This window comes from Salinimicrobium soli (assembly GCF_048323655.1).
GTDB classification, from domain to species: Bacteria; Bacteroidota; Bacteroidia; order Flavobacteriales; family Flavobacteriaceae; genus Salinimicrobium; species Salinimicrobium soli.
Window position 1 is genome coordinate 777,919 of sequence record NZ_JBLUWW010000002.1, and the last position, 14,559, is coordinate 792,477.

General features: G+C 43.9%; 12 protein-coding genes. 2 read left to right on the forward strand and 10 right to left on the reverse strand.

The window, feature by feature from the left end; translation table 11 throughout:
• Positions 1-30 precede the first annotated feature (30 nt).
• Positions 31-2,586: an ABC transporter permease gene (locus ACNORC_RS09085; RefSeq protein ID WP_418335312.1), complete on the reverse strand. Its 2,556-nt coding sequence runs from the start codon at positions 2,584-2,586 to the stop codon at positions 31-33.
• Positions 2,583-3,269: an ABC transporter ATP-binding protein gene (locus ACNORC_RS09090; RefSeq protein ID WP_418335313.1), complete on the reverse strand. Its 687-nt coding sequence runs from the start codon at positions 3,267-3,269 to the stop codon at positions 2,583-2,585. The genes ACNORC_RS09085 and ACNORC_RS09090 overlap by 4 nt, the downstream gene beginning before the upstream one ends.
• 58 nt (positions 3,270-3,327) lie before the next feature.
• Here ACNORC_RS09090 and ACNORC_RS09095 point away from each other — a divergent pair, with 58 nt between their 5' ends.
• A complete protein-coding gene (locus ACNORC_RS09095) occupies positions 3,328-4,029 on the forward strand; it encodes an arylesterase (protein WP_418335314.1) in 702 nt (233 codons plus the stop codon).
• A gap of 316 nt (positions 4,030-4,345) precedes the next feature.
• Here the strand turns inward: ACNORC_RS09095 and ACNORC_RS09100 are convergent, their stop codons facing one another.
• The 3 genes from ACNORC_RS09100 to ACNORC_RS09110 form a co-directional block, all read right to left on the reverse strand.
• Positions 4,346-4,999: a fasciclin domain-containing protein gene (locus tag ACNORC_RS09100; RefSeq protein ID WP_418335315.1), complete on the reverse strand. Its 654-nt coding sequence runs from the start codon at positions 4,997-4,999 to the stop codon at positions 4,346-4,348.
• A 240-nt stretch (positions 5,000-5,239) separates the two neighbouring features.
• The gene (locus ACNORC_RS09105; protein WP_418335316.1) at positions 5,240-6,907 is read right to left on the reverse strand and encodes a DUF8614 domain-containing protein; all 1,668 of its coding nucleotides are present in this window, start codon (positions 6,905-6,907) and stop codon (positions 5,240-5,242) included.
• Between the two features lie 140 nt (positions 6,908-7,047).
• Positions 7,048-7,866 (reverse strand): hypothetical protein, encoded by an 819-nt coding sequence (locus ACNORC_RS09110; RefSeq protein ID WP_418335317.1) that lies wholly within the window; start codon positions 7,864-7,866, stop codon positions 7,048-7,050.
• A gap of 325 nt (positions 7,867-8,191) precedes the next feature.
• On the opposite strand from ACNORC_RS09110, the gene ACNORC_RS09115 reads away from it, so the two are divergent.
• Entirely contained in the window at positions 8,192-8,887 is a 696-nt protein-coding gene (locus ACNORC_RS09115; RefSeq protein ID WP_418335318.1) for a LytR/AlgR family response regulator transcription factor, read from the forward strand.
• Positions 8,888-9,033: 146 nt separating this feature from the next.
• Here the strand turns inward: ACNORC_RS09115 and ACNORC_RS09120 are convergent, their stop codons facing one another.
• From ACNORC_RS09120 to ACNORC_RS09140, 5 genes are all read right to left on the reverse strand, one after another.
• Positions 9,034-9,783 (reverse strand): LytR/AlgR family response regulator transcription factor, encoded by a 750-nt coding sequence (locus ACNORC_RS09120; RefSeq protein WP_418335390.1) that lies wholly within the window; start codon positions 9,781-9,783, stop codon positions 9,034-9,036.
• 15 nt (positions 9,784-9,798) lie between these two features.
• Positions 9,799-10,107 (reverse strand): 2TM domain-containing protein, encoded by a 309-nt coding sequence (locus ACNORC_RS09125; protein WP_418335319.1) that lies wholly within the window; start codon positions 10,105-10,107, stop codon positions 9,799-9,801.
• Positions 10,107-11,435, reverse strand: coding sequence for a histidine kinase (locus ACNORC_RS09130; protein WP_418335320.1), 1,329 nt, complete (start codon positions 11,433-11,435; stop codon positions 10,107-10,109). The genes ACNORC_RS09125 and ACNORC_RS09130 overlap by 1 nt, the downstream gene beginning before the upstream one ends.
• Positions 11,436-11,516: 81 nt before the next feature.
• Positions 11,517-12,164 carry a hypothetical protein gene (locus ACNORC_RS09135; RefSeq protein ID WP_418335321.1) on the reverse strand — a complete coding sequence of 216 codons (648 nt, stop codon included), beginning with the start codon at positions 12,162-12,164 and terminating at the stop codon, positions 11,517-11,519.
• A 109-nt stretch (positions 12,165-12,273) separates the two neighbouring features.
• Positions 12,274-14,433 (reverse strand): TonB-dependent receptor, encoded by a 2,160-nt coding sequence (locus tag ACNORC_RS09140; RefSeq protein WP_418335322.1) that lies wholly within the window; start codon positions 14,431-14,433, stop codon positions 12,274-12,276.
• Between the last annotated feature and the right edge of the window lie 126 nt (positions 14,434-14,559).

Genomic DNA, 14,559 nt, shown 5'->3' on the forward strand with positions numbered 1-14,559 from the left:
AAAATAAAAATAAAAGATAAACGGTGGTTTTTAGCGACTCTCCTTCCGCAGAACCTCCAGGGGCGGACTTTTTATCACTCCAATACTATTGCCCAACCCAATTAGAAGGACGAGCAGAGTGATCCCCGGGAAAAGGACCAAAAATGGCATTAGAGAGGGCACAAAAGCGGAATCAAAAAGGAGCCACGCCAATAAAAGGCTGCTTACCAGGGAAAGTATCACTCCCGCAAGTGAGCCGAGGGCACCAAGGTAAAAATACTCCAGTGCAGTTATCTTTAAGATCTGGCTACTTCGGGCACCTATGGTCCTTAACAGCACGCTTTCGCGCAATCGCTGATATTTGCTGGTGCGCACCGCACCCAGTAAAACAATAATTCCCGTCAGGATACTGAAAAGGGCCATGAAATTGATGAGCCATGCAATTTTGCCTAATATATCCTCGATCACCTTTAACACCTGCCGAAGGTCAATAATAGACACATTAGGAAATTGATTCACAATATCCCGCTGAAGTTCTGCAGAAGCGGCATCGTCCCGCACCTGGGTTGTCAGTACTCTGAATTGAGGAGCTTTTTCCAACACTCCCTTTGGAAACACCAGGGAGAAATTCATCTGCATCCTCGCCCAATCGACGGTCCTAATACTGGTTACCCTTGTCCTTAACATCATTCCCTGTACATTAAAAATAATATTATCTCCTAATGTCACTTTTGCATCCTCAGCAAAATCAGAACTTATAGATACGGGAACAACTCCTTCAGAATTGAATTGAGGGATCCATTCCCCACTTTCCAGGATCTCAGATGCGATGAGCGAATCGCGATATGTGACCCGGAATTCATGGCTAAGGATCCAGCCGTTAACTTTAGAAGTACTGTCTTCCCTTATCTCGTTTACCGGTCTCCCTTTTATACTTCTAACCCGCATGGTGACAATTGGAATATTGTTGATCACCCGCAGTTCATTTTCCCTGATGGTAGCCGCCACCTCTTCCTGTTGCTCTTGTTGTACATCCAAAAGTATCAGGTTAGGGCTTTCAGCCTCTGCATCCAAAGAGGCCTGGGCAAGCAGCATATCTTTTGTAAAATAGAGGGTGCTGATCAAAAATGTTCCTACCCCAATTGCCAAGACCAGGGTGAGGGTCTGGTTTTGTGGTCTAAAAAGGTTCAGCAGACTTTGCCGGGCAGTAAAACTCCAGCCTTTCGGAAAGTATTTTTTTATTGCCCTCATGAATAAACGGGCGAGAAGGGCCAAAATTGAAAAGGTCACGATCAATCCGGCCAGGAAGGCAAGAGAATATTTGACATTTTCAAGCAGCCATAAGGCAAAGAGAAAGATAAAAGTGAAAACAGCCAGGGAGACCAGTACTGCGGAAGTTCTGGATCTTCTCCGGGATTTTTCCTCTACACGAAGAGCTTGTAAAGGAGAAACGTATAAAGTTCCTATCAAAGGATAGAGTGCAAAGAGAACAGACATTACCACTCCAAGAATTACTCCCATAATGATGACACCGGGAGAGTAGGTGACAGCGATCTCAATTGGTAAAAGATCACTCAATAGCCAGGGAAAAAGCCGTTGCAGGAGTAATCCTGCACCTGTCCCAACTACACCACCCAGTAAGCCCATTCCTGCGATCTGAAGCAGGTAGATCATAAAGGTCTGCCTTCGGGTAGCGCCGAGACATTTTAGAATAGCTACCATTTTCAGTTTTTCCTTCAGGTAGATATTAATGGCACTGGCAATACCCACACAACCTAAAAGCAGGGCAATAAAGGCTATCAGGTTAAGAAATTTTCCGAAGTTCTCATACCTGCGCCCCAGCCGCTGGCTGGTAGAGGTATGGGTGTCAAGATCAGCATCGGCGGCGTCCAATCTGGGATCCAGTTTCTTATCAAGTTGCTCCATATCAGTTTCGGGAGGAGCTACAAAATAGTATTTGTAATCTATGCGGCTACCTGTTTGAATAAGGCCGGTCTTTTCGATCAATTCAAAAGGAATAAGTACAGGCGGCGCAATGGAACTGAATAACGAACTGCTGCCGGGGACGCTGTTCAAAGCTCCGGAAATAGGTAGAGTGATATCTCCGATCTTTATGGGATCGCCTGGTTTCAAATTGAATTGCATCATCAGAGTGGCATCTACGAGAGCCCCCTTTTGTTCCTGAAAACTTTGAGCGGCGGTTGCGGGTGTGGTTTCTAGATCTCCATAGAACGGAAACCCCTTTTCCAGGCCACGAACCCGTACCAATTTTGTGCTTTCCGCTTTTGGGAAAGCGGCCATTGATGCAAAACCGATCTCCCGTGCATCGGCTCCCCCTAATGAATCAATAATATTTTGCACCTCTTCAGATATCGGTTTATCACTGTCAATGATAAAATCGGCACCCATTAAAGATTTGGATTGCAAAGCAACGTTATCACGAATATTGTTGCTGAAGGATTCTATTGCCACAACCGCTGCGATCCCTATGATGATAGAAGCCATGAACAGCACCAGTTTTTTTCCACTGGCTTTGCCATCGCGCCAAGCCATTTTAAGGGGCCATCTCAATCCTGAACGGGAATGGGTTGTAACGTCTTTCTTCATTGGGAAGTAAGTGTATTTTCAATGATCTTTCCACCTTTCAGCCGAAGAATATGACCGGTTTTTTGTGCCAGTTCAATGTCATGGGTCACGATCACAAGGGTTGTCCCTGTTTCTGTGTTCAGTTCAAAAAGTAGCTTCTCTACTTTCTCCCCAGTTTCTGCGTCCAGGTTTCCGGTAGGTTCATCTGCAAAGAGTATTTCGGGATCATTAGAAAATGCCCGTGCCAGGGCTACCCGCTGTTGTTCCCCGCCAGAAAGTTGAGAAGGGTAGTGGTGTAACCTGTCTCCCAAACCAACTTTTTCCAGCCATTCCTTACCGGCCTTTTCCGCATTTTTCGCACCTAACAATTCCAGGGGAACAGCTACATTTTCAAGGGCCGTAAGAGTTGGCAGGAGTTGGAAATCCTGGAAAACGAAACCAACTTTCTTATTTCTCAGAATTGCCCGTTCATCTTCAGATAAACTGTCCATTTCTTCCCCGCATAATTCTATTGCACCATGGTCCGGCTGATCCAGACCTGCACAAAGGCCCAGCAGGGTTGTTTTTCCGCTTCCGGAAGGACCTACAATGGCAAAAGTCTCCTTTTCTTCTACAGTAAAGGAGATATCCTTGAGTACCGTAAGTTTTTTCGATCCGCTGGAGTAGGTTTTTTCCAGGTTGCTTACCTTTAATATCTTTGTCATGCCTATTTTCCTAAAATGGTAAAATAAGCAAATGATTTTTAATCCCGTCTTGCAGCCTATGAAAACCTTTCTTAACATATTTATCTTTCCTGTTATTTTCTTTTTAATGGTCTCCTGCGGAAATGAGCCGAAGAAACAGGAACAGGAAAAAACAGCTGCAGAGGAGGTTCAGTCCGATGTGCAGCAGGAGGATACACAGGTGATCCTTTTCTTCGGAAACAGTCTTACTGCCGGGATGGGATTAGATACTGAAGAGAGTTTTCCTGCGGTGATCCAGAAAAAGATCGATTCCCTCGGCCTGAATTATGAAGTAGTGAATGCCGGACTAAGTGGCGAAACTACTGCCAGTGGAAAGAACCGGGTAGATTGGGTCCTGAATCAGGAGGTGGATGTTTTTGTACTCGAATTGGGTGCCAACGATGGGCTGCGCGGAATTCCGTTGGAGGAGACTAAAAAAAATCTTCAGAATATTATAGATATCGTACGAAAAAAGGATCCTGGAGCGAGGATTATCCTCGCAGGTATGCAGATCCCACCTAATTTGGGTCCGGAGTATACCTCAGGCTTCAGAGAGATATTTCCACAATTGGCTGCTGAAAATGAAGTTGAATTGATCCCTTTTCTGTTAGAGGGAGTGGCCGGTGACCCGGAACTGAATCAGCCCGACGGAATTCATCCCACAGCAGAAGGCCAGGAGATCGTTGCTCAAAATGTTTGGGAGGTGTTATTACCCGTTTTGAAAGAAGGGACCCAAAAATAGGATTTTTGAAGAGTCTTTATATTCAGGGTCTCCGCTGAAGTATCAATGTGAAAAAACGCTCCCGTCAGTTCGAGCCCGCCTGCCGACGGTCAGGCCTGCCTGGCCGACAGGCAGGTAAAATTGTCTGAGCGACAGCGAATACAATTTTGTATCGAGAACGACGGTTTTTCCGCTCCGCCTTTGTTCTCGATACTTCCTGTTCTCGCCCAGGCTCGATCAGGAAACTCGAACTGACGGCGAATTTTAAAACAGTATAAAAGCATAAAAGGCAGACATCTGTAGATGCCTGCCTCTAAATGATCAGTATGGGCTAATTCTATGGGAGTAAAACGGCACTGATAACATGAATGATCCCGTTGGAAGCTGAAATATCAGCTGAAGTGATCCAGGCTTCGCTTGCGTTTGCGAGGATCTGTCCTTCAGAAGTCACTTGAAACTTTTCTCCCAGTAAAGTCTGAATAGTTTTGTTGTTTTTCTTCGGAACTACACTGTTCGCACCTCTGCGCCCATCGGTAACGTGGTAGCTTAATACGGCAAGCAACAGGTCCGGAGCAAGCTCTCTCACGTCTTCCGGCATCAGGTCATCTCTGTCGATATCTGTGAGCTCAGCCAATAGATCTTTAAAGGCCTCATCTGTTGGTGCAAACACGGTATATTGATCATCGGTACTTGAGAACATGGGTACAAGTCCTGCGTCAAGCATTTCGTCTACATACACCAGTGATTCCAGCAAGTATTCAAATTCACCGTTTACTTCAACGCTATTCACTACTACGCCGGCTATGGACACATCTCCAGGTGCAGGGGAAGCATTATTTTCTTTCATTTCAGTGGCGGCTTTAGCATCCAGACTGTCTACTGTTTTCATTTCGTCCTTTTCACAGGAGACCAGGAACAGGGATAAAAGAGCCATGAAGAACAGGTTCAGGGTAATCCGCGGATTCATTAACTGAGTTACTTTCGTTTTCATATCATATTAGTTTTTAAAGGTTTACATTTCAAATGTAATAAACTTTTTTGTTTGTTTAAGTATTTTATGAAAATTTTAAACAAAAAGATTCTGCTGCCAAATTATAAATTTTAAAAAAAGCTTCTCAGACTTCAGTGTATATAATATTTAATGGTTCATTTACAATGTAAAAATTGATAGGATAAAAAAAATAGCCGACAGTTTTTGAACTGTCGGCTATTTATATTGTTTAATTTAAATCTATAATCCTAAAACATCGGTGCCTTGTTTAAATACGACATCTACCGGAATGTTCTTGTCTGAAAGTCGGTCAAGAGAAGCTTGCAGGTCTGCGTCAATAGTGCCTCTTTCATTCAACAGTTTTCCGGTACCTTCATAATCTCCTTCTCCCTGTAATACCAGAATATCATTGGAAAGGGCATCAATGGCTCCTCTAAATTTCTCCATATCGACCTTATAGCGTCCCTCTTCATTTTGAGTAAAAGCTCCCATGTCTTTAAAATAATTGAAGCGTACCATATTTGCTTTTCCGTGAGCGCTCGAGGCTCCAAACCTCACAGAACGGAAGATGCTCGCCAGGAAGGTCACATAATAATCCATTAATTCGGCATCTTTGATCTCACCTTTGTCGTGCAGCTTGGTGATCATGTAGATTCCCAGGACATCGGCTTTCCCTTCTTCCAGAGCAGAAGTGTGCTCCTTAAGTGCTTCCCGGACGGTGCCTTTGTTGTTGATGGTGTTTTTGATCCCTAAACCGTGTGCCACTTCGTGGAACATAGTATTGGCAAAAAAGGCATCAAAGCTTATGTTTTCCTGTTGTTCGGGTACGATCAACTCACTGGCAATGGGAACGAGGATCTTGTCATACTTGGCTCTCATGGCGTTCTTCAGCTGTAAACGACGGCTTCCGAATTTTTCCTGCACCTTCTCATCATTCGGAAGGTTGATGGCGATGGTTTTACTACCGGCATTCGAATCTCCTGCATAATAAATAACATCATAAGCGTTGAGATCTGAATCTGTACCCGGACCTTCCTTTTTATATTTAGCCTCAACCGGAAGTTCTTTTTGCAACATCGGCAGGAAGGAAATATACCTGGCCAGCCTGTTGCTCCACTCTTTGTCTTTTACCAGCACATAGGATTCAAAGGAAGTTTTCATTCCAAAGAGCCTGTCCTCGTATGATTCGATAGGCCCGGTCACCATATCTATCGTATTGTCTTTCATTTTCATCCAGGCCACATCACTTTCATAGTATTTATCGGTGACCAGGGCTTCTGCTCGTAGGTTAAGGTATTTCTTAAGCCCCGGATCTTCGGCCAGTTCGGCGGCCTGTTTCAGCAGGTCTGAAGCTCTTTTTAGTTTCTCCGGAAACATCTCGTGATACCAAACGGCGGTGAGCTCTCCATTGTCATTTCTTCTCAGGAAAGTATATAGACTCTCTTTGTTAGGCACATCAGCATTCTCAAATTCTTCTTTGGTCATGTCCAGCGGATAGAAATTCGCAGCTTCGGGTTTTGGACCGTAGCCCTCAACGAATGGCTCCAGGCCATTCAACCGGTCCCAGGGTCCGTAGTTGAGTTCGGCGTAACGTGCAGTTGCTCCACTGATATTGTTCATTAAGGTATCTTTTCCGCCGAAGGCCTGATACCAGAAGAGTTCATCAGTGATCTTTGCGACCTCGATGAGCAACGGGATCATTTGACGCTCTTTTTCGGTAAGCACAGAAAGATCGGTGTTCAATTCCACTTCGGCGTAATTGTTCACCCGGCTTTCCACGTCAATACCTTCAACGGCACCACCGGTATCGGCTACTTCTGTTAATTCTTTTGTTTCTTTTTCGTCGTCTTTACAGCTCACCACAAGGAAAGCTGCCAGGATCACTGAAAAAAGGAAGTATTTTTTCATTTTAAATGAGTTTTGATTATTAGCCTTAAAGTTAGGGGTTTTGCACAAAACCATCCGAAGAAAATTTGTTCCCTTTTCAAGATACCTTCCAAATAAAAAAGGCCCGAAAAGGCCTTTTTTGACATCTAATTCTGTTGAATTTATCTCATTACAAAATCACTAAGACTCACAATGATATCTCCGGTTTTAGAATCTTCATAGATATTATACACAGTGGGATAATAGTTAGATTCCTGGAAGTATTCCGGTTGGGCAAAGCTTGTGCTGAAGTTGGGACTTGACATAAGCATGGCAGCAGTCATCATGGGTTCCATAAAAATGAATTCCCCATTATAACTTCCCAGCACCATGACGCTTGTAAATGGTAAATAATTACCCAGAGGCATAGGCAGCCAGTGTTTGCCTATCCCAGGATAAACTGCTCCCTGGCCCGGAGGAGTACCATAGTTTTCGGGCAAATAACCTTCAGGCGGATAATTATTAAATAAAGCATCTGTTTCCGGAGAATATTCTGGAATGGCTAACCTTTCTTCATTTGAGATCATGTAAAAGTATAGATCAAAGTGTGGGACGAAAAAGACAGGTCCATGTCCGTCACCTGCCCATTTAATAGCAATGTGTTCAAAAGGGGTAACCTCTTTGGCTTTGTGATGTAAAGGTAATTCGATAGTAATGTCATCAGATGGAAGAATCTCGAGATTGTCAAAAATCTCCTGGGTAAGTACCAGGCCAATTTCCACGGGCTTGCCATCAGCATCTATGCTTATCCAGGAACGGGCTTTGCCTAAGCCGTATTGTACCTGGGGACCTTTGAATACATTTACTTTTCCACTCTCTTTTGAGGCCTTTGTGGTCGCCTGCAATTCAGAAGCAATTTCCGGGTCTTCATTTGAACATGATAGGACCAGGGCACTTATAAATAGCACCACGGAACTACGATAGAATAATGACTTTTTCATAACAGCTGTTTTTATGGTTTTTTTAAATGTAGATCAAATAAATACACAGAAATACGAGTGTAGATGTAGGTAGGCGAAGCAGAGATATAAACATGTTTGACAGAGAATTTTAGCCGAAAAGGATGAAATTTACTGTTGGAGGGCGCAATAATGATTTTGGTCACCTGTTTCGTATCCTTAGTCGTTTAAAATGAAACATATTTATGTGATTTTTAACCGATTAGGATCATGGATTAAGGAATTATTTGCTTTTGGTAAGGTATATTTGTAAGAGGGGGAGTGCAACCCGAAAGTACCCTACGCGCTGCACTTTAAAATTTCCGCTATGCGATATAAGGCATTAATTGTTGATGACGACCCCCTGTCACGCAAGGTTCTTCAGCGTTACCTCGAACTTGTGCCGCAAGTGGAGGTGGCGGGTAATTGTTTGAATGCCCTGCAGGCAATAGAGCACTTAGGAGAAAATAAAACAGACCTTATTTTTCTGGATGTTGAAATGCCTAAATTAACGGGAACAGATTTTGTCAGGACCCTGGAGCAGTCACCAAAGATCATTTTCACTACTTCCCATCCCAATTTTGCTGCTGAAGCCTTTGACCTTGGGGCGGTAGATTTTCTGGTAAAGCCATTTTCATTCGAGCGCTTTCTCAAAGCAATTAACAGGTTCTATTGTGTAACGGGCAATAATTGCTCAGAGACGCGGAATTCTAAATCAGATTTTCTCTATTTTCGAAGTGACAGAAAAATGGTAAGGATCCCGGTTCAAAGTATCGTTTACCTGGAAAGCTTTAAGGATTATATCGTCATTCACAGGGTGAACGAACCCGAACTAAGGGTAAAACAAACTATCAATTCAGTGGAATGCATGCTTGCCCGGGAGAATTTTGTCAGGATCCACCGCTCATTTATTGTTGCCGTCAACAAGATCACGGCTTACACCAATAATCATATCGAATTGGGCAATGTGGAGATACCTATAGGTAGAAAATACAAAGGCACCTTCCCCGGCTGGGAAGTTTAAGACGCCAATATAAGAGGTGTCAAAAATGACCTTTTTGAGGATGATTGGAAACCATCATTTGAAATGATTCCATTAAGGCAATAGTGTTGGGTTTCGAGAAGGACGAAAGGGTTCTTAAAATGCCATTTTACGAAGATCTTATTTTGTTACCCTAACCATTCCTTAAAATCCTTCACCCGCTCCCGGCTTACAATGATCTGTTGATCGTTATAATGCCGCAGCCGCACCTCCAGCCGCTGATTGGAATAGGTGATAATATCTGCAATATCATTCATCCTGATAATGAACTTGCGGCTCACCCTGAAGAATTTCTCGGGATCCAATTCCGGTTCCAGTTTATCCAGGCTGCTTTCGATCAGATAAGATCTATTGTCTGTAGTATGCAGATAGGTTCCCTTATTTTCCGAATAAAAACAGCTTATCTCATCTGTATTAATAAGTTTGAGATGCTGCCCCACCTGGATACTGAAACGTTTTCTGTAATCTGAAGTTGGAAGGTTAAGCAGGTTCTTCAGGTTTTTGAGGTCCATGGTTGCAGGGGAGGAGTGGCGGGTTCTTTTGAACTTTTCGATCGCCGCTTCCAGCTCTTCGTCGTCAATGGGTTTTAAAAGGTAATCTATACTATTGAGTTTGAAAGCCTGCAGGGCGTATTCATCATAGGCGGTGGTAAAGATAATGCAGCAGTCTATTTCCACATTTTCAAAGATCTCAAAGGAAAGTCCGTCGCTTAATTGGATATCCAGAAATATCAATTCCGGATGTTCGTGCTGCAGGAACCAGTTGGTGGCTTCTTCTACCGAGTTAAGGGTGGCGATCACCTGTACCTCCAGCTTTTCTAACATTCGTTGCAGTCGCCGTGCTGCCGGTTTTTCATCTTCTACTATTACTGCTTTTATCATGGTCTTAAATGTCTATTCCCAATGTTGGCGCTTTTCCTTTTCCATCAATTCGCGGATCTTTTTCTCTTCCCATTTCTTTCCGAAGAAAAAATCAGGAGCAAAGACCCCCGCTCCGTGGGCTAACAGACCTATTCCCCAGAAAAAGGCTGTGGCGTAATTTGACAGGTCCTGCATACCGGCAATAATGCCTTCATCCCAGGTGCCTACTATGAAAAGGAAAATGTTGATGATGATATAAACGGTCAGGTGAATATAAAATCCCCTGATCTTTTTTACCCGCCTTTTGGCGGCTTCATATTGTATTGTTTCTTCAGGTCTCATTAGTTCCAGGTTTTATTTTGTTCTCGATCTTTGGCCATCAGGTCCCTTATTTTGCGTTCTTCCCACTCTCTTCCATATTTAAAAATGGAAAAACCATGAATGGCCAGCCCCATTCCCCAGCCCAGCAAAGGGAACCAGAACCACTGGAATCCCCAGTAGGTCTTATAATTGATGAAGGCCAGGAAAGGAATGACAAGGCAGTAGGTGATAAGGCTTCCGTAGAAGTTCTTTAGTTCTTTTACGCGTCTTTGTGCTCGTAAATAAGCATCATCTGTTATAGTGTTATCTATGTTGTCCATGACTTTTAGTTGTTTGGTGAGTAAAGGAAGTTTTACCCTGAAGTATTCAGCATTCTGCTGAATGAACACTTTTCGCTGAGTGACCAGCCCGTAACGCTCCACTATATTTTGGAGCCCGACCCCCTTGCGGTTGCCCAGCACTTCTTTTTTCTGAAAGTTGTTCTCCACAACCAGGTAACCATTCTCTTCAAAAATTCGAATTTTAAGAGGTCTTTTTTCGCTGAGTACATTGTGTTTTACTGTATTCTCCAGCAGCAGCTGTAAGGAAAGCGGTACTACCTTAGCTTCGGGCAGGTTCAATTGCTGCGGAACCTCGTAAAAAAGGCTGTTCTCAAACCTCATTTTTAAAAGGTTCATATAAGTGACCGCGAAAGAAAGTTCTTCCTCCAGGCTTACCAGTTCCTTGTCCTTTTGCTCCAGTACATACCGGTAGATCTTGGAGAGGGAAGTGGTGAACTTCTGTGCCTTCTCCTGGTCTTCGTCGATGAGTGAGGAAAGCACGTTGAGACTGTTGAATAGAAAATGGGGATCTATCTGGTTTTTCAGGCTTTCGAATTTAGCGGAAGCCGTTCCCGCAATGATCTTTTGCTCGGTAACCTTTCGTTCCTGCAAAGCCTTGTAAAAATAGATGAGGTGAAAGACCAGGGAGACGATTGTAGTAAAGAGTAAGGGGAAAAGGTAATACTGAGCGCGTTCATTTTGCAGGAATTCCTCTACTCCTGTGCCTTGAAACAGGGTCTCATCCACCAACCGGCAAAAGAAAAAAGCAACCAGCGTGAGAATGATGGATCCCGCTGCAGCAAAGAAAACCCGCTGCAAGGTGGCGTCTTCCCAACCTATTTTCTTGTCAAAAATGGCAAAATAAACGACGTTTACAAACGTGAGCACAAAGCAGTAAAAGAAGTAGATGCCCCACATTTTTAAGTCTGCCAGATCCGGAAAGATGATCCCGCCGAACACCAGGTTCAGTAGTACCACTACCACACAAATTATTGCGGAGATCTTCAATATTTTGATCAGGATTCGCATTTTGCTTTGTTTTCTGCTAATTTCTATTTCTTTTTCGGTTTTTTAAAGAATTTTCTATCATTAATTGGCAGAAAACCTGTGCTAATCATCATTTTTTTCTCCGCACATTTGGTCGATCAGCATTTCTGTACGGCCCTTGCCCCAGCTTGGCGCAAATGCTTCTGAAGTTTCCTGCTCTTCAAAAAGCAGCAGTGCTTCCTTTAATTCGGGACAGTGCTTTGCAGGATCTTCTCCAAAGAACCTTGCAGAACCCATATTCCATTCTGCCCGTGACAGCGCCACCCGCGGATTTTCAGGAGCCTGCTTTGCCGCAGTGGCATAAAGGTTCGTGATCACCGGGGAAAGCTTCATGCCATAAGTGGCAGGATCCAGGGTAATATACGAGGTGTGAAGCATGGCCTGCAGGACCATAAGTTCAACGTTTTCATTACCTGCGATAGATCGTGCCTGGTCCAGTAATTTTTGGGCTTCCTGTAACTGCTGTTCTTTTTGTGCAACATCAGTCATGTCAAAGCTTTCAACGATCTTGATCTGTGCAGAATAATAGTAGGGCAGCCATTTTTCATTCTCAGCGTGGGCTATACGCTCGAACATATTAGCAGCTTGGGTGGACTCACCTTGTTGCCAAAGCTCAAAGGCTTTTTCCATTCCGGAATCATACTGAGATTGTGAGTGCGCGGCAATTGCGAAAAAGGCGCTCATAATTAGGATGTGGATGAATTCTTTCATTTTTTCTGGTTTTTAGATTAACACTTCAAAAGTGCTTAATAATGATAGGCTTTCGAATTTTTCTGTTCTGAACTGTTGATTTTAGAGGATGAACTGTAAAACTCAGGTCTTAAAGGTTGTCCAATTGATTTTTGGTCTTATCACTACTTATGGTCCAGAAGAATCCCACAAAGAAGAACCGGTCTGCAGCCGGGGTGATTGCACGCCTGTCAAAAATGCCATTTTCAGAAGGGGTATTTGCATATTCGTAGTTGAAGATGTTCTTTCTTCCCAACACATTAGAGACTGAGAAATAGAGGATCTTCTGCCGGCTGAGCAGGTAAGCCCAGTTGAAGCTCAGGCTTTGATAGCTCTTCGTCTTATTATTTAAAAATCCTGCTGTATTAGGATCTTCAAAAGGCCTTCCGGAGGAGAAATTATAGGTAAAGCCTACCTGGCTTTGCCAGCTGTCGATCCAGTATTTAGTGACCAGGCTGGCGGAATGATCTGCGACAAACTGCGGGGTAGCCGAAGCCTCATAATTCCTGAAATCTCTTTCAGAATCTATAAAGCTGTAAGACAGCCAGTATTGCAGATTGTCAAAAGTCTCATTATCTCTCCAGAAAAGGTCGAGCCCACGGGCATAACCTTCTCCCGAATTGCTGAAAACGGAGTTATAGGTGGGATCTTCGGTATCATACTTAAGCAGGCTGTTGTAATTTTTATAGTAGGTCTCGGCCCTGAAGGTGTAGCCGGGTTTAGTCCAGAGATAGTTCAGGATGTAATGGGTGGCAGTTTCCGGTTTTAAAGCGGCATCGTATTTTAAGGCCTCTGTGTCGGCCTGCTGGAAGAATTTTCCCCAGGCCAGGGAGAACTGACCGTTTGTACCGGCTTTTAATGCCATGGATGCCCTGGGCGCCAAATAAAGTTTTTGCTGCAGGTCCAGATATGTCCCGCGGAGTCCAACTTTCATGGCGAAATTTTTACTAAAGATGAGATCAGATTCGGCAAAGCCGGCGAAGAGGTCTGGAGAAACTTCCAGGGAAGAAGTTCCATTTTGAGGATCCTTATAATCTTCAGAAAAATTCTTCAGCACCCCTTCGGCGCCAAAATGTAATTTGAACCGGTTGCTAAAGTGCTTACTTAGTTTCAGTTTAACGTTAGCCGCCAGTTCGGAGTTGTCCACTTCGGCAGCGTCAATTCCAATAGAGTTTTTGCTATGGGAAAAACTGATCCCGGGCTGGAGGCTCCAACCTTTTCCAATCCTTCCGCGGTAAGAAAGATTGGTATAGAAATTATCATTTTTGAGGTCGAATTGTACCGGTTCCTCACGGTTAATATCCGGCTGCAGGAGTTCAAAATTGGTGATCTCATAGGCAGCATACCATTTAAAAATGCCATTTTTGAAGTGTTTTCTGTACACCGTCTCCCCACCAAATTTCTCATAAGGTTTAACGAATTCAGCCTGCTCGTTATTCGGAATGAGCTCAAGGTATGGCGCCAGGTTTATATAACTGGTGTTGACCGAAAAGGACGAATTCTTCCATTTTTGGGTATGCCCAAGCCCGGCTCCCACACTCATGAGTGAAATATTGGTTTCCGTTTGATCGGGCTCGTTGATGGTGTTCAACAGAAGGACGCTTGAGAGTGCCTGCCCGTATTCTGCGGAATATCCACCGGTGGAAAAAGTGATCCCGTCGAACAGAAAAGGGGAGTAGCGACCGCGCGAAGGGAGATTATTGGCAGAAGCCGTGTAAGGCTGAAATACCTGTATTCCGTCAATATATACCCCGGTTTCTTCGGCAGTACCACCTCTTACGAACAGCCGCCCGTCTTCGCCAACCGTTTGGGTGCCGGGAAGGGTTTGTAAAGCCGCGATAAAATCTCCTGCGACTCCGGCGGTGGTCACTACGTCAAGAGGTTTCAGAGCGTTGACCTTTGAATTATCTCCTGCAGAAAAGGTCCCCGCACTCAATACCACTGCACCTAAAGAGGTGACATCTTCGCGCAGTACCACCTGCAGATCATGCATTTGTGAAACCTCCATCTTCTTTTTAAAGGTTTCATAGGAAATAAAGGACACTACAAGGGTTTGCGATCCGGTGCTGTTTGCTGTGAACCTGAAATTTCCCTGCTCATTTGTAGTGGCGCCGTCATAGCTGCCTTCAATATAGACGTTAGCCCCGGGAACAGGCGCGCCATTTTTAGTCTTTACCGTTCCCGATATCTGCACCTGGGCCTGAAGGGAAGTAAGAGTAATAAGAAAGAAAAGAAGTATTGTGGTTTTCATCCTGATAATTTTTATCAAAGATGAGGGAGAGGTTTCGCAGGAAGAATATTTTTCTACCGGGTTGTATAAATTTCAGGATGAACTGTGAAAAAGCCTATCAATAGGAGGTAATAAAAATTTTAGTAA

Excerpts from the sequence above, each read along its gene's own strand:
- ACNORC_RS09110 (WP_418335317.1), bottom strand. The coding sequence starts at position 7,866 with ATGAAAAAGTCATTATTCTATCGTAGTTCCGTGGTGCTATTTATAAGT.
- ACNORC_RS09100 (WP_418335315.1), bottom strand. The coding sequence starts at position 4,999 with ATGAAAACGAAAGTAACTCAGTTAATGAATCCGCGGATTACCCTGAAC.
- ACNORC_RS09090 (WP_418335313.1), bottom strand. The coding sequence starts at position 3,269 with ATGACAAAGATATTAAAGGTAAGCAACCTGGAAAAAACCTACTCCAGC.
- ACNORC_RS09140 (WP_418335322.1), bottom strand. The coding sequence starts at position 14,433 with ATGAAAACCACAATACTTCTTTTCTTTCTTATTACTCTTACTTCCCTT.
- ACNORC_RS09125 (WP_418335319.1), bottom strand. The coding sequence starts at position 10,107 with ATGAGACCTGAAGAAACAATACAATATGAAGCCGCCAAAAGGCGGGTA.
- ACNORC_RS09135 (WP_418335321.1), bottom strand. The coding sequence starts at position 12,164 with ATGAAAGAATTCATCCACATCCTAATTATGAGCGCCTTTTTCGCAATT.
- ACNORC_RS09085 (WP_418335312.1), bottom strand. The coding sequence starts at position 2,586 with ATGAAGAAAGACGTTACAACCCATTCCCGTTCAGGATTGAGATGGCCC.
- ACNORC_RS09115 (WP_418335318.1), top strand. The coding sequence starts at position 8,192 with ATGCGATATAAGGCATTAATTGTTGATGACGACCCCCTGTCACGCAAG.
- ACNORC_RS09095 (WP_418335314.1), top strand. The coding sequence starts at position 3,328 with ATGAAAACCTTTCTTAACATATTTATCTTTCCTGTTATTTTCTTTTTA.
- ACNORC_RS09130 (WP_418335320.1), bottom strand. The coding sequence starts at position 11,435 with ATGCGAATCCTGATCAAAATATTGAAGATCTCCGCAATAATTTGTGTG.
- ACNORC_RS09105 (WP_418335316.1), bottom strand. The coding sequence starts at position 6,907 with ATGAAAAAATACTTCCTTTTTTCAGTGATCCTGGCAGCTTTCCTTGTG.